This is a genomic window from Sphaerochaeta sp. S2 (genome assembly GCF_016406725.1).
GTDB lineage: Bacteria > Spirochaetota > Spirochaetia > Sphaerochaetales > Sphaerochaetaceae > Sphaerochaeta.
The window spans coordinates 1-15,129 of record NZ_JAEKNT010000261.1 but is presented as its reverse complement, the minus strand read 5'-3'; the positions used below and the strand labels follow the sequence as shown (position 1 = coordinate 15,129).

13 protein-coding genes are annotated in these 15,129 nt (G+C 49.3%); 7 read left to right on the top strand and 6 right to left on the bottom strand.

Features of this window, described 5'->3' with window-relative positions:
* Positions 1 to 1,290 (top strand): phosphoglucomutase (locus tag JF818_RS07405; protein ID WP_198891390.1); only part of this gene is annotated, 1,290 nt, incomplete at its 5' end.
* Here the strand turns inward: JF818_RS07405 and JF818_RS07400 are convergent.
* From JF818_RS07400 to JF818_RS07390, 3 genes are read right to left on the bottom strand one after another with little or no spacing between them, the layout of a single operon-like run.
* Entirely contained in the window at positions 1,287 to 1,712 is a 426-nt protein-coding gene (locus JF818_RS07400; protein WP_198891389.1) for a very short patch repair endonuclease, read from the bottom strand. The two genes, JF818_RS07405 and JF818_RS07400, sit on opposite strands and share 4 nt — an antisense overlap.
* A gap of 9 nt (positions 1,713 to 1,721) precedes the next feature.
* Complete coding sequence (locus JF818_RS07395; RefSeq protein WP_198891388.1) at positions 1,722 to 3,032, bottom strand: hexokinase family protein; 1,311 nt, start codon at positions 3,030 to 3,032, stop codon at positions 1,722 to 1,724.
* 29 nt (positions 3,033 to 3,061) lie between these two features.
* On the bottom strand, positions 3,062 to 3,652 hold the full coding sequence (locus tag JF818_RS07390; RefSeq protein ID WP_233066752.1) for a hypothetical protein: 591 nt from the start codon (positions 3,650 to 3,652) through the stop codon (positions 3,062 to 3,064).
* 122 nt (positions 3,653 to 3,774) lie between these two features.
* Here JF818_RS07390 and sbcB point away from each other — a divergent pair, with 122 nt between their 5' ends.
* Complete coding sequence (sbcB, locus tag JF818_RS07385) at positions 3,775 to 5,190, top strand: exodeoxyribonuclease I (RefSeq protein WP_198891386.1); 1,416 nt, start codon at positions 3,775 to 3,777, stop codon at positions 5,188 to 5,190.
* Here sbcB and JF818_RS07380 read toward each other — a convergent pair.
* Together JF818_RS07380 and JF818_RS07375 are read right to left on the bottom strand one after the other, a co-directional pair.
* A complete protein-coding gene (locus JF818_RS07380) occupies positions 5,187 to 6,371 on the bottom strand; it encodes a glycine C-acetyltransferase (protein ID WP_198891385.1) in 1,185 nt (394 codons plus the stop codon). The genes sbcB and JF818_RS07380 overlap by 4 nt on opposite strands.
* The gene (locus JF818_RS07375) at positions 6,368 to 7,318 is read right to left on the bottom strand and encodes an NAD-dependent epimerase/dehydratase family protein (RefSeq protein WP_198891384.1); all 951 of its coding nucleotides are present in this window, start codon (positions 7,316 to 7,318) and stop codon (positions 6,368 to 6,370) included. The genes JF818_RS07380 and JF818_RS07375 overlap by 4 nt, the downstream gene beginning before the upstream one ends.
* Before the next feature lie 57 nt (positions 7,319 to 7,375).
* On the opposite strand from JF818_RS07375, the gene JF818_RS07370 reads away from it, so the two are divergent.
* The 5 genes from JF818_RS07370 (at position 7,376) to JF818_RS07350 (ending at position 13,440) form a co-directional block, all read left to right on the top strand.
* A complete protein-coding gene (locus JF818_RS07370) occupies positions 7,376 to 8,008 on the top strand; it encodes a helix-turn-helix domain-containing protein (protein WP_233066749.1) in 633 nt (210 codons plus the stop codon).
* Positions 8,009 to 8,069: 61 nt separating this feature from the next.
* A complete protein-coding gene (locus tag JF818_RS07365) occupies positions 8,070 to 9,434 on the top strand; it encodes an MFS transporter (protein ID WP_198891383.1) in 1,365 nt (454 codons plus the stop codon).
* 54 nt (positions 9,435 to 9,488) lie between these two features.
* Positions 9,489 to 10,553, top strand: a complete 1,065-nt coding sequence (prfA, locus tag JF818_RS07360; RefSeq protein ID WP_198891382.1) for a peptide chain release factor 1 — start codon at positions 9,489 to 9,491, stop codon at positions 10,551 to 10,553.
* Positions 10,554 to 10,564: 11 nt separating this feature from the next.
* Entirely contained in the window at positions 10,565 to 11,425 is an 861-nt protein-coding gene (gene prmC, locus JF818_RS07355) for a peptide chain release factor N(5)-glutamine methyltransferase (protein WP_233066746.1), read from the top strand.
* Positions 11,410 to 13,440 (top strand): bifunctional (p)ppGpp synthetase/guanosine-3',5'-bis(diphosphate) 3'-pyrophosphohydrolase, encoded by a 2,031-nt coding sequence (locus tag JF818_RS07350; RefSeq protein WP_198891380.1) that lies wholly within the window; start codon positions 11,410 to 11,412, stop codon positions 13,438 to 13,440. Before prmC ends, JF818_RS07350 begins: the two co-directional genes overlap by 16 nt.
* A gap of 3 nt (positions 13,441 to 13,443) precedes the next feature.
* Here the strand turns inward: JF818_RS07350 and JF818_RS07345 are convergent, their stop codons facing one another.
* Positions 13,444 to 15,078, bottom strand: a complete 1,635-nt coding sequence (locus JF818_RS07345; RefSeq protein ID WP_198891379.1) for a putative manganese-dependent inorganic diphosphatase — start codon at positions 15,076 to 15,078, stop codon at positions 13,444 to 13,446.
* Positions 15,079 to 15,129 lie beyond the last annotated feature (51 nt).

Genomic DNA, 15,129 nt, shown 5'->3' with positions numbered 1-15,129 from the left:
CTCTACCTCCAGAATCTCTCCTCACAAATGGATACCACCCGATACCGGCATGTGCTTACATCAGTGAAAGAGGAGCAATCGAGGAATCTTGAACGATATGAACAGTTTGTGCTTACCACAGCAGTGCAATCAGGGGATAGGAATGAACATAGAATGTTCAGGGAGATGCTGGTAAAAGCCCACAGCAAGGAACCACTTGGTGTTGTGGGGGAACTCAACGGCAGTGCCCGCTCGGTAAGTATTGATTACCGCTTCCTGACCTCCCTTGGGCTCAAGGTACACCAGATCAATGATCAGCCAGGGCAGGTTGTCCATGCCATCGTGCCCGAAGGAGAGAACCTCCAGCTCTGTCAGCAAACCCTTGAGATGCTGTACGCAAAGGACCCTTCATTCCGCCTAGGGTATGTCCCCGACAATGATGGGGATCGTGGAAACCTTGTCTACATCCAGAGAAAAACTGGAAAAGCCCGTATCCTGGAAGCCCAGAATGTATTCGCCTTGGTAGTCCTTGCAGAGCTGACGCTCTGCCGACTGAAGCATCCCTCCAGCCTATTGGCAACAGTCGTGAATGGTCCTACCAGCAACAGGGTAGACCATATAGCACAGGCTCTTGATGCAGAGGTCTTCCGCTGTGAGGTAGGAGAGGCAAATGTTGTTGAACTGGCAGAGATGAAGCGAAAAGAGGGATACCTTGTCCCTGTACTGGGCGAGGGGTCGAATGGAGGCAATATCACCCATCCGGCAAAGGTTCGCGACCCTCTGAACACACTGCTGAGTCTGGTGAAATTGCTTAGGAACAGGGATATCGCAAAACTCTGGTTCCGTGCAAACGGAAAGGATGTCCCCCACCCCGTAACTCTTGAAAAGATCATTGAAAGTATGCCCATATACACGACTACGGGGGCTTTCTCGAAAGATGGCAAGATGCAGATCCATCAAGACCATGCCGTTTTGAAAAGCCGTTATGAAGTGTTATTGCAAGCTGATTGGATAGAAAAGCAAGAGATGTTCAAGGAATTGGACATCCATGCATACACCGTATTCCAGAGTGAAGGAACCAGCACCGTTGAAGGTATGGGAGAAGCATTCCGCACGCCCCCATTCACCGGTGGCTACAAGGTAGCCCTAAAGGACAAGGATGGTATCGTCACTGATTTTCTCTGGATGAGAGGCAGCAAGACTGAACCAGTATACCGCGTCATGGTAGACAGCAAAGGTGATGACATGAGCCGTCATGACAGGCTCCTTGCATGGCATCGCAGCCTCATCGCCCGTGCCGATCAGGATTAAGATCCCTGCCAGATCTCATTGACCAGACCGTTGAGTGTCTCCTCCCGTTTTGCGGGGGGAGATAGCTCACACTCCCAAACAACCAGGACACGATACCCCTTTTCCAACAACTGTGCACAAACCCTCTGATCACGTTCCCTGTTCTTGGCGAGCTTTTGTTCCCAGAACGGACGGTTAGTTTTTGGAAGGGTAAAATACTTGCATCCTTGGTGTGCATGCCAGAAACATCCATTGATGAAAATAACGGTCTTGTACTTGGGAAGCACAATATCGGGTCTCCCTACCAAGCGTTTGTCATTGACACGAAAGCGGAATCCATGGCGAAACAGATAACTTCGTACCAAGAGCTCACTCTTGGTATCCTTCGCCTTGATGCTCGCCATGATCTTGCTACGCTTGGCAAGGGAGAAGCAATCACCCATCTGAGGTACCTAGAGACTCAACCCTGCAATCGCAGCCCCGAGGGTTGGCGAATCATCAATATGGACAAAGCGGTAGTACCTTCTTCTCTCCATTTCCAGATGGGTATGGAGATAATATTCGGTATACTTCTTCAGGTACTCGGTCTTGTAGAATGTGGTACCGTCAGCATTGATACAGACAGGAACACGTGGATCAATGCCGGCTCCGCTCTTGAGTATGGTGGCAGCAAGGTTTGCTGCCGTAAGTTTTGCAGAACGGGCAATCAAGGCATCAATGATCATCCAAAGGGAAATTGCATCCGCTTGGTTCCCTTCACAGCAGGCTACCAGTTCATACTCACGGTTGAACGGCATCTCAAGATAGTTGCTCATTACCGTGGTATTGATTCCTCCAAGTCTTGCAAACCGTTGCTTGAAGTTCTCACTGAAAAGTCCGTCCTCTATCGCTTTCTCGATGACAAGCGTGCTCAATGGACCAAGATACGCTCCACTGATCATCTTCTCCAGATGGTATTGCTGAGGAGCCTTGGTTGCACCAAAGAACTCACGGTCAAGCTCGCTGGGACAAAAATCGAAGTTGCCGGATTCAATATTGATGATCTGACTCCCCCCATCCTGAAGCCCCAGCTTCCCAATGGAAGCATTCTCTTCAACATAGGCGGTATTTGTGCCGGTACCAAGGATGAAACCAATATAGCCGCTGTAAGGGACTTCACTCTTTGCGCTTTGCCCGGCAAGAAGTGTAGCAACAGTATCGTTCAATACTGCAACCTTCTTATTGGAAACATCGTAACCCCGACGGGCAAGTTCTTTCAGCAGTGTTGCCCCAACCGGTTTGCCAATAACCTCGGGAGCTTTTATCTCCTTGGAAAACACCAAGGGAATCCCATCATGGTCAGCGGTGATGGAAGCTGCATAGGAGAAGCAGAACCCAATCTTGTCACTCTTGTCGATCAGACGCTCCACTTCATCGGCAAACGTGGAGAAAAACTCATCTGCACTCACTTCTTTTTTAACACCAGGCATTGAAACTTTCCTGAAGTCCTCGATATGTGCAGTTCCCTGGTCATCAAAGGTTACCAAGCAGGTTCTGAAATTTGTGCCTCCTGCATCAAGAACAATGACCGGTTCATTCTTGGGAATCTCACTCACCACAGTGGTATAGGTAGGGATCATCTTCAGGCTGCTTGATTTCTCATCAATGAGCCCCTTCTCCATTTCACTGAGAAAGGTATTGAGCAAATGCTCCATATCCACCGTAGCGGGATCGATACCCCGTCTTTTCAAGAATTCCTCGGTTTTTTCGACACAATCAGACATGCTTCCTCCTATAGGAACTTGAGGCTCACCTAGACCTCCAAATCCCTTCCATTTATTTTCAAAGTAAGCGGACGTACCGCAAAAAATCCTTCATCATCACTGTGCAACAGAAATTTACCCTCTACCCGGACCGATGTACTGACCCGTCTTCCATCCACCACCACATCAGCTGTAACAATGATATCAGGAATCTTGCCGCTCTGTATCACCGTACCCATCAGGGATGGGAGTGTTACCCCTTCTCCCCAGTCTGTAACTGCAGCCCCTTTAAGCACTGCATGCCCCTCTTCCCAGGCATGGACAGTGAGATATTGGATCGCCACATCATTCAGGGGGCCTCTCGCTGCTTGCATCAGTGATGCAAAGAAAGAGGTTCCACCTTCCTTTGTCGCCAAGAACACCGGGAGATATTCCCCCAGGTCAGCCTCCTGGAATGTAAGGATGTGTGGAAGTGTCTCACCATCCCTGAAATAGAGATTGCTTCCAGGAAGGTCAAGCTTCGGAGTATTCAGAAAGGCTGCAACCGCACAGATTGTCGTGTCAGTAATGGCAGCAATAGCCACCGTGACATCATTTGGGGTTGGCTCTTTTGCCCCAAGGGGGAAGAGTAGACAAAACATCAATAGAAAAGGTATCAGGTATTTCATGTGCATCCTTTGTGATATGATAATTCACCACACAAAAGAGAACAACCTATTCATGGGAAAAAGACACAACTTCACTTATATGGTACACTGATGCCATGAATACGCACACTTCCAAACAGACAATATTCTGGTATGACCTTGAAACCTTTGGTCTTGACAGCCGATACGATAGGATAGCCCAGTTTGCAGGGCAACGCACTGATCTCAACCTCAATCCCATTGGTGAGCCTACTGTCCTATATTGCAAACTCAGCGACGACTACCTGCCCGATCCGCTTTCCTGCACCATTACCGGCATTACTCCGCAGGAAGTGAACCAGAAGGGAATGTGTGAAAGCGAATTCATTGCCCGAATCAATGCAGAGTTCTCAAAACCCTCGACTGTGGTTGCAGGGTTCAACAATATCCGATTTGATGATGAGTTCATTCGCAATGCTCTCTATCGGAATTTCTTCGACCCTTACCAGAGAGAGTGGAAGAACAACTGCAGTCGCTGGGATATCATTGACCTGGTACGTGCAGCATATGATCTTCGCCCTGAAGGCATCACCTGGCCACCCAGAAAGGAAACCACGGGAAACCCAACGTTCCGTCTCACCAGCCTTACCGAGGCAAACAATATCAGCCAGGAGGGGGCGCATGATGCCTTGGTAGATGTCAGGGCTACCATTGAAATCGCCCGCCTGATCAAGAACAAACAGCCAAAGCTGTATGATTACTACTTCTCCCTTAGGGCAAAAAGCCAGGTCAAGCGGGTGGTTCCCACTCCCTTCGGGCAACCGGTTCTCTTTACCTCTGCGATGTTCAGCAAGAATGAAGGTTGCTCACGCCTCATTACCCCGATCACCCACATGAAGAGCAATGCCAATTCCATTATCTGTTTTGACTTGAGCAAGGACACCGCTCCACTGCTCAGGGCAAATGAGGAAACACTGCTCAAGACAGAGGGTGTTTTCACTCTGGCGATCAACAAGTGTCCGTTTGTCTCCCCGCTGAGTGTGCTTACCGACCAGCTAGCCGTTAAACTTGGGATAGACAAGGATCTAGCCATGTTCCGCCACCAACAAATTGCAAGCCACCCCAAGTTGTTGCTTATCGCACGGAATGTCGAGGACACCTTTGAAGGGGTTGATGATGTGGATTTCCAACTCTACGACCGCTTCTTTGCTGATGCCGACCAGAAGCGTTTTTCCCTGATCCGGGAAGCTGAGCCGAAGGAAAAGCTCTCCCTGCACCTGGACTTTGAGGATACCAGGATTCCTACCATGCTCTTCCGCCATGTTGCACGGAATTGGGAAGAGGTGCTTACAGAAGAACAACTCCTAAGATGGCGTAGTTTCTGTGCTGAGCGCACACTCAACCCACCAGGAGCCGTCAAGATGAACTGGAATTTCTTCAAACGCAAGATTGAGGAAAGGCTGGCAAGCACCGAGACTCCTGCCCAGGAGAAACTGGTACTTGCCGATCTTAAGCAGTATGGGGAAGAACTCGAGAAACGAATCTTCTTCTAGAGCAGCTTCATTTCCTTTGCTGTTTCCTTGAACGCATCAACAGCCTTGTCCAAATCTTCCAAGGTATGGGTGGCAGAAAGCTGTACCCTGATACGGGCTTTTCCCTTGGGTACCACGGGATAGCAGAATCCAATGACATAGATACCCTTAGAGAGAAGCATGTCAGCCATCTGGACTGCTTTTGCCTCATCGTAGATCATCACCGGGACGATGGCTGTCTCCCCTTTTACCAGATCGAAACCTGCCTCTTCCATTTTCCGTCGGAAATACACTGCATTGCGCATGGTTATTTCCTTATACGGGTTTCCTGCTTTCAGCAGGTCCAGTACCTTGATCGTACCCCCGCAGATAGCCGGTGCCAAGGTATTGGAAAACAGGTATGGGCGAGCCCTCTGGCGGTACAGATCGATCAGGAGTTGACGACCGGATATGCACCCTCCACTTGCCCCACCACAGGCCTTGCCGAAGGTGGTGGTTATCAAGTCCACCTTCCCTTCAACACCACACAGTTCAACGGTTCCTCGTCCCTTAGGCCCAAGATAACCGGTTGCATGTGAGTCATCAACCATAACCAAGGCGTCATACTGCTCGGCTAGTGCACAGATCTCTGCAAGCTTGGCGATGTCCCCATCCATGGAGAATACGCCGTCTGTAGCAATCAGGCGCCGTCTCTGATCCTTGCTCTCCTGTAGCACTGCCTCCAAGCTCGCCATATCACTATGCTTGTAGCGATACCGTTTTGCCTTGCACAGCCTAATCCCATCGATGATGGATGCATGATTGAGTTCATCACTGATGACCGCGTCTTCTTCTCCCAACAATGGTTCGAACAGAGCCCCGTTGGCATCAAAGCAAGAGGAGAAGAGAATGGTATCATCTGTGTGCAGGAATGCACTGATACGCTGCTCCAGCTCCTTGTGAATCTGCTGGGTCCCACAGATGAAGCGGACCGAGGAAAGTCCGTACCCCCATCTGTCCATGGCATCCTTTGCGGCCTTGATAACCTCAGCATTGTCGGCCAATCCCAGATAATTGTTTGCACAGAAATTGAGGACCTCACCGCCGGCAACCGAGATTGAGCGTTGCTGCTTGCCTTGCAATACCCGTTCCTTCTTCATCAATCCAGACTGTTCTTGTTCTGCAAAGAATGCCTTCAGATCTTTTTCCAACGTTTCTGTCATGGATTCCTCCTTCTAATGGTTTCAATCATATCCAGGGTCATGGTCTCCAGATTGTAGGTAGGATTCCAATCCCACTCCACCCTTGCTGCATAGTCCTCCAGGCAGTTTGGCCAGGAATCGGCAATGGCTTGCTTGACGGGGTCCACCTCATAGGAAATGGTAAACCCTGGAATGAGGGTACGTATATAGGCAGCTTGCTCCTCAGGACAAAAACTCATACTGGCAATATTGAATGCATTGCGATGCCTGAGGCGGCCTGGATCAGCCTCCATTATCTGGATCGCCGCTTCCACGGCATCCGGCATGTAGATCATATCAAGGTAGGTGTCGCCCCTGAGAAAGCAGGTATAATGCTCCCTCTTCACTGCTTCATAGTAGATTTCCACTGCATAATCTGTCGTACCACCACCAGGAGGAGTCATATTGCTGATAATACCTGGGTATCGAACACCCCGGGTATCAACATCATAAGCATGGTGGTAATAGTCACATAGCAACTCACCGGCAACCTTGGTTACCCCATATATGGAAGTTGGACGCTGGATGGTATCCTGTGGGGTGAATTGTTTGGGAGTGGTAGGACCGAACGCCCCAATCGAGGAAGGGGTGAAAACTGCACAACGATTCTCTTTCGCCACCTCCAAGGTTGCGATCAATCCATTCATATTAAGGTCCCACGCTACCAGAGGATTTTGCTCAGCCCTCGCAGAGAGCAACGCTGCCAAATGATAAATGGTGTCAATCTTATGCTTCTTGACGATTTCGTTGATGGTTTTTCCATCACGTGCATCTACCTTGTAAAAGGGGCCTCCACCAATGAGCTCCTTGTTTACATCATCGCGGATATCAGTCAATACCACATGATCAGATCCATAGCGACGGCGGCATTCCATGGCTATCTCTGAACCAAGCTGTCCCAATGAACCTATGATAAGGATGTTTTTCATCAGACCCTCCAAGAGCACATTCCTTGACAATTCCCTTTTGGGGAGCATACAATATCTATGTTCATTATAGTAAACACTGTTCACTATGTCAAACTTATTACCACAAGGAGCGATGCAATGGAAACCCCTCCCATGATCGGCAAAAACATACAACGGATACGCACCAGCAGGAAACTTACACTCAATGTACTCTCTGAACGTTCAGGCGTGTCTAAGGCAATGCTCAGCCAGATTGAATCAGACAAGGTAAACCCTACGGTGGCAACGGTCTGGAAAATTGCGAGGGGTTTGAATGTTGAGCTCAATGATCTTCTTGATTCAGACAATCAACCAAAAAGGATTTTCACCCTCAACCCGGCAGGTGAGGATTCCCCAAAACTTGAGACCCACGAAAATGGGGTTTCAATACGGATCCTCAGCCCCTTGAGCATGGTGGAGGATCTTGAGATGTACCTTGTTACCCTCGAGCCACACAGCATTCTCAGCAGTGAACCGCACTATGCAGGAACGCAAGAGTATCTTACCGTCGTAAAAGGTGCGGTAAAGGTACAGGCTGGGGACAACATTGCGGAGATACGAAAGGGTGATTTCCTCGTGTACCATTGCGATGTTGAGCACTCCATTGCCAATGAGAGCAACCAGGTTGCAGTAGTGCACATGGTGGTACGCTTTACTGAGGAGAAACGCTAGGTACTGCTTTTATTTGACGTGAAGGACTGCCTGCAGTATAAAGGAGCAAGGCAGGTATATCATGGCAAAAAGAAGCATCATGGTCTCCTATGGAATGGGAAAGTTCATTGCTGAGTTCCTTACCGGAGCATTCGGCAGCATTGTCTTCATGTTTTATGAAACAGAGGTAGGGTTATCTGCCGGCTATGCCGCGCTTGCAACCATCCTCTATTCGCTCTGGAATGCCATAAACGACCCAATCATCGGATATGTGACAAACAAGGGCGCTCCTTTCTCAAAAAAACTTGGAAGGAGATTTCCCTGGATTATCCTGGGACTTATACTTTGCAGTGTATTTTTCATTCTTATCTTCAGTGTACCCAGCTCGTGGGATGCAAGGGAGAACCCGCTCCCTGTCTTCCTCTGGATGGTCCTCACCATCTGTCTCTATGATGGGTTCTACTCCCTTTGGGAAGTAAACTACCAAAGCATCTACCCTGATAAATTTCGCACCCAGAGTGAAAGAACCACGACAGCAGCAGTCGGCACCGGTATCGGGGTCCTGGGGATTGCCTCCGGTTTCATCATTCCTCCCCTATTCTTCTCGTACGGAGTAAGGTCGAGTTATCTCATCTGCGCCTTGGTCATTGCAGGATTCAGCCTATTGGCAACCTTTGGGGTAAGCTTCGGGGTCTTTGAGACCAAGGACATGATTGCACGATTCACCCAGCAGAAAGAAAAGGAAGCATCCCCTCATTTCTTTGACCAGATGAAACGAGCACTGAAGAATCGTAACCTGCTTGCCTTTGTGCTGTTGCTCTTCTTCTACCAGAGCGGATGTATGCTCATGACTGCCAGCGTCAACTATGTGGTAAAGTATGTGCTTGCAGCGAAAAGCAGCGGGGCCACCCCAATTTTCGCAGGGATGCTGGTAGGGACGCTACTCTCCATTCTGATCTGGATGCAGGTTGCCAAGCGCCTGAAAAACAATCAGTTGATGCTCATTCTCTGCTCATTTGTTTTGGCTCTCTTTGCTCTCCCCCTCTCCTTTCTCACATCGGCCACATCATATGTTATTGCAATGGCGCTCTGGGGATTGGGTTTTGGAGGTTTCTGGACATTCATGAGTCCAGCCATGGCCGACGTTATTGATAGCCTAATTGTGGTACAAAAGCGTCGTGATGATGGCGTAGTCCTTGGTATCAGGGCATTTTTCATGCGATTTAGTTATGCAAGCCAAGCCTTGGTCTTTTTTATAGTACACAAAGCAACGGCATTCGACCCCCTTGCGATCACAGAACAAGCAATATGGGGCATACGACTCCACATGGGGGTAATCCCTGCCCTCTTCTTCCTTGCAGGTGGATTACTTTTCCTGCGCATGAATACACTTGGACCGACTGAGGTTGCAAGAAATCACCAGATGCTCTCAGCGTTGGAAATCTAGCAATGCTATGCAAAGACCCATCACTTTTGTATACTTGCCCTGTAGGAGAAAACGATGCTAGAAAAACTGCCCGATTACGAAAAGCAGCTTGCAGATATAGATGAGAAACTCAGCAATCCTGAAACCATGCAGGATATGAAACTCTTCAGGAGTCTTAATCAGGAGAGATCCCACCTTGCTCCCATTATTGATGAGCTTAAGGAAATGGCGAGCTTGAAAGAGCAAATTGCAGATGCCAAGCAATTGCTCAAGGAAGAGAAAGATCCTGAGATGCTCGAACTCACCGAGCAAGAGCTTGACGAATTGACAGGGCAACTGGCAAAGAGCGAACAGAAGACAAAGATGCTCCTTATCCCACCTGACCCAATGGAAGGAAAAGACATCATCATGGAAATCCGCGCAGGAACCGGTGGGGAAGAAGCTGCCCTCTTTGCTGCAAACCTTTTCCGCATGTACTCCCACTATGCTGATGCCAAGGGATGGAAGATGGAAATGCTCTCTTCCAATGAAACAGGCATTGGAGGATACAAGGAATTGGTGCTCTCCATCAGTGGAAAGGATGTCTATGGATCGCTCCGTTTTGAGAGCGGAGTACACCGGGTACAGCGGGTCCCTGAAACAGAGAGTGGTGGAAGAATACACACCAGTGCAGTAACCGTTGCCGTACTTCCAGAGGCAGAAGAAACTGATATCGAAATTCGTCAGGAAGAACTGAAGATTGATGTCATGCGCGCTGGAGGCCCGGGTGGACAGAGCGTCAACACCACTGACAGTGCGGTACGACTTACCCACCTTCCTACCGGTCTCGTGGTAATATGTCAGGATGAAAAGAGCCAGATCAAGAACAAGGCAAAAGCGCTTAGGGTTCTCCGATCACGTCTTTTCGATTTGGAAGAAGACAAGAAAAACAAGGAACGGGCAGAGGCTAGGAAGAGTCAGGTTGGCTCAGGTGACCGCAGTGAACGCATCCGTACCTACAATTATCCACAGAACAGGCTCACCGACCATCGAATTAATTTGACGTTGTATAAGCTCGAATTGATCATGGCTGGAGATCTTGATGAGGTGGTTGAGGCTCTGAAGATAGCCGCAGGTGAAGCTGCACTCAAGGAAGCGTAAGGAACGTGTTCATGACCATTGCCAACTGGAAGCAACAGACTGCCGGATTGCTGCAAGCGGGACAGGTAGGTGACAGCGCGAACCTGGATGCACGTCTTCTCATTGAGAAGGCAACCGGTCTTGACCAGGTTCACCAGATCATGGAGAGTGAGCGAATCCTTACATCAGAGGAGCTCGAAATCCTCGAGGATCTCAGAGCCCAGAGATTGGCTCACAAACCAATGGCATATATATTGGGGCATAAGGAGTTCTATGGCAGGACTTTCCTGGTCGATGAACATACCCTCATTCCCCGTCCAGACACAGAGACCCTTATCAATGAAGTACTTCTCTTCTCCCAGGGAAAGAGCAAGGAAGCATTACTTCCCATCATTGATGTCTGTACCGGCAGTGGTGCAATCGGCATCACCCTCTCCCTTGAACTGGATGTGGAAGTGGAGCTATCTGATATCTCGGCGGGTGCCCTGGACATTGCCAGACGAAATGCCATTGCACTGACTGGACATGAGCTTTTACTTCATGAAGCGGATCTTCTCTCCACGATTTCACAAAAATATGGTATGATCGTGAGCAATCCTCCCTACCTTACCGCCACATGGTGTGATGAGGTCTCAGCGGAGGTAGCATGGGAACCAAGGGGTGCTCTTGATGGGCAGGGCCAGGACGGACTCTCCTTGATCAGAAGGTTGCTGGAACAGAGCACCCTGCATCTCAAGGAAGGAGGAGCTCTGTTTATCGAATGTGATTACAGGCAGACACATGAGGTTGCCAGCCTGTTCAAGGAGCACCACTTCAATCATATTACCATTGCCAAGGATCTATCTGGTCATGAACGCGTAGTGTGGGGGGTACTTGCATGTACGAACAACTAATTGAACGTTTCATTCAAAAGGCGTATAAGTATCCCAAGGCCGATCAGGAGAAAATCCTGGGCGCGGCTACCTTTGCAGACAGCAAGCACGAAAACCAGAAGAGAGCCAGTGGCGAACCATATCTCATTCACCCTCTAGCAGTAGGAGAAATTCTCATCCAGTTGAAGATGGATGCTGATACCATCTGCGCAGGGCTTCTCCATGACACGCTCGAAGATACCAATACCACCTACGAAGAGCTCTCTCAGACCTTTGGGCAAGCTGTGGCTGATATGGTCGAGGGAGAGACCAAGATTGCCAACCTCAAGACGATGAACAAGAGCGTCCAGGAGGCTGAAACCATCCGCAAGATGTTCTTTGCCATGAGCAAGGACATCCGCGTCATCATCATCAAACTTGCAGACAAACTGCACAACATGCGTACCATCCAGCACCTGAACCCACAGCGGGCGAAGGAGATTGCAGGAGATACCCTCGATATTTTTGCTCCCCTTGCCGACCGTCTGGGTATCTCGTGGCTGAAGGATGAACTGGAAGATTTGAGTCTGAAGGTACTCAAACCTGATACCTTCAACTATATCCAGGATTACCTCTTAAGCAAGAAGAGTGAACAGAAGGCATACCTGAACCGGGTGGAAAAGTCAATCTACCGTGCCTGTGGGGATGCTGAGCTGAGTGACATCATTGTCACCAGCAGAGCCAAGCATACCTATTCGGTCTACATGAAAATGAAGAAGCGCAAAAAGGAGATTGATGAGATCTTCGATATCCTTGGGGTGCGCATCCTCTGCAATACGATGACCGAATGCTACACCATCCTGGGGGTGGTACACCGCCTATGGCCACCTATTGAAGGGCGGTTCAAGGACTACATTGCCATGCCTAAGGCAAACAACTACCAGAGCCTGCATACAACCGTTATGGCACTCGATGGCAAGTTGCTGGAAATACAGATCAGGACCAAGGAGATGCACTTTACCGCTGAGTACGGTGTTGCCGCCCACTGGAGCTACAAAGCAGACACAGGCAGCGACAGTGGTTCCTGGAACAAGATGGACAATGAACAGTTCTCCCGCATCATCAGCAAGCTCAAGATCTGGTCGAACGAGATCGAGAGCAGTGAGTCATACATGGAGGATATCAAGGGGGAATTGCTCAAGGATACCATCTATGTATTCACTCCACAGGGACATATCGTGGAACTGCCCACCAACTCCACCGCCCTGGACTTTGCTTATCAGATCCACACCGAGGTAGGTAATCATACCACCGGAGCAAAAGCTGATGGGTCCATTATCCCGCTTAATGCCCCACTGAAGAATACTCAGGTCATCGAGATACTGACCAGTCCCAATGCACGTCCTCACCTTCAGTGGCTACGCTATGCCCAGACAAGCAGTGCACGCAAGAAAATCAAGGCATGGCTGAACAAGTATGATGAGAATATCCTCATCGACAAGGATATCATTGCAAAACGAAAAGCACCTGACCATCAGCAGAAAGAGGAACAGCCACAACCACCACAGCCACCGATGGATGATGAGCATATCGTCAGGGAAGTCTTTGATGCAAAAAGGGTCAAGTTCCGTGTCGGTGAAGAGAAGAATATGATGATCCACATCGCCCAGTGCTGTAATCCAGTACGGGGTGATGATATTGTTGGCTATATCAGCCGAGGACGGGGGATCATCGTCCATAAGCGCAGCTGTCCCAATCTCAAGAACATGGCAGAAATTGATGACCGCGCCATCGAGGTGGAATGGGAGACAGAGTTCCCGAAACTGACCAAACGCTTCAGTGTAACCAGCAAGCGCACCTATGACCTTTTCGGGGAGATCGAGGGAGCACTGCGTAAGCATAAGGGGCATCTCATAGAAGGCAGACTGCACGATGATGAGGAAGGTAAACTCAGAGGAACCTTTACCATGGAAGTGGAGAGAGAGGATGACTTCAAGAAGATCATCAAGAATCTGAAGACCATCCCCAGCGTCATCACCATCGCTGAAATCAAATAGGCCCTACTCTTCAAGTACCCTGAGAATCTCAGGAAGCAATTGTTTCTTCCTGGAGAGTACTCCAGGGAGGAAGAACTTCCCTTCTCCTGCCTTCTCATAGGCAAGTTTCCGTTCAGTAAGCGGCAAACTCGTCATAAGCAGTACACTGTTCTCCCTCACCACATCTGTGATGAGGAACATTGCCCAGTCCAGACCTTGCGCCATTTTCAGGAGTTCCGGTTCCGAAAGATACGTATCCTTGTACTCATCCACGTCGCTGAGTGTGGTAACTTCACACTGCCCGATCCCGAAGGCCACACCGAGTTCTCGATAGACCTTGAAATCGGCCTCAAGCATCTTGCGGGGGTCCTCTTTTGCCAATGAAGCACCACTACTGAACATTGTCTCCCCAAACTTTCGCATGTCCTCCACATCCCCAAGGATCAGGAGATCCTGTACTGCAGTATAATCTTCGAACGTGGTAGTGGGACTCTTGAGCATTATGGTGTCACTGACAATCCCCGAGAGCAGGACACGAGCCATCTGCTGGGTAATCTCAATATTATGACGGAGATACAATTTATAGATGATTGTGCAGGTGGAACCCAGGGGTTCACAGTAGATAAAGATCGGGTTGCGCGTCTTTGCAGCGCCCAGACGATGGTGATCGATGATCTCCAACACCTCAGCCTCCTCAATGCCGCTTACCCCTTGCTCGGTTTCATTGTGGTCCACCATGATCACTTTTGTCTTGGGCCTATCAAGGAAACAACGGCGGGTCACAAAACCCTTGTACTTGCCACCTCCAAAGACGGGAAGTCCTCGGTACTCGCTATCGGCAAGGATATCCCTTGCCACATCGAAGAGACAATCATCCTCCAGCTTGATGGGGTCCTGTACCATGAGCTCCTTGACCGGGACACTGAGACGCAGCAGACGGAGTGTCTCTGCGGTATCAAGCGCGCTGAGATATACGGAACCCTGATAAGAATCCCAATCGACACTGCTGGTTACATGATCCTCAATTCCTGTGAGAACAATGGCCGGTATCTGGAGTTCGATGGCTTTTCTTATATGATCTTCCCTGTCCCCTACCACCAGTATTGGAGGTCTGCCTTCCAAAGCTTCCATATGTTTGCAGAAGATTATATAGCGCATTGCCCCAACCATGATCGGAGCATCAAAGGTTGATCTCTCACCACGCTTCAGGAAGGAACCCTTGAGTACCTTGGGGAAGTTATCCAATACAAAGTGATAGATGGGTCGCTCGCCACTGTTCTCTTTCAGGACAAAGCTGCTGACCTCATCGACACTCAACAGACCACGGTACTGCTCACCATCCATAACCGGTACAACTGATGATTTGTTTGAGGACCCGTAGATGGAAACCAGATTGTATACGGGGTCTCCCACCTGTACAACCGATTTGGTATTTCGGGTAACACTCAGCACCTTGGTTCTCACATCCTTTATGAAAGGAGGAGGGGTTACCCCCAATCGATCAAACTGTGCTTTTGTTGTATCATTAAGATTCCCACATCGCACTGCGTTGTACGTGTTGTTTGGGTCGACCTTATTCTTCAGAAATGCATAGCTATAGGCAGCACAGATGCTGTCCATATCCGGATTACGATGTCCACACACATATATTTCGGCCACGACATGCTCCTCTGTTGTCCGTCATTCTATCCGAGTTGTGCTCCTCTGACA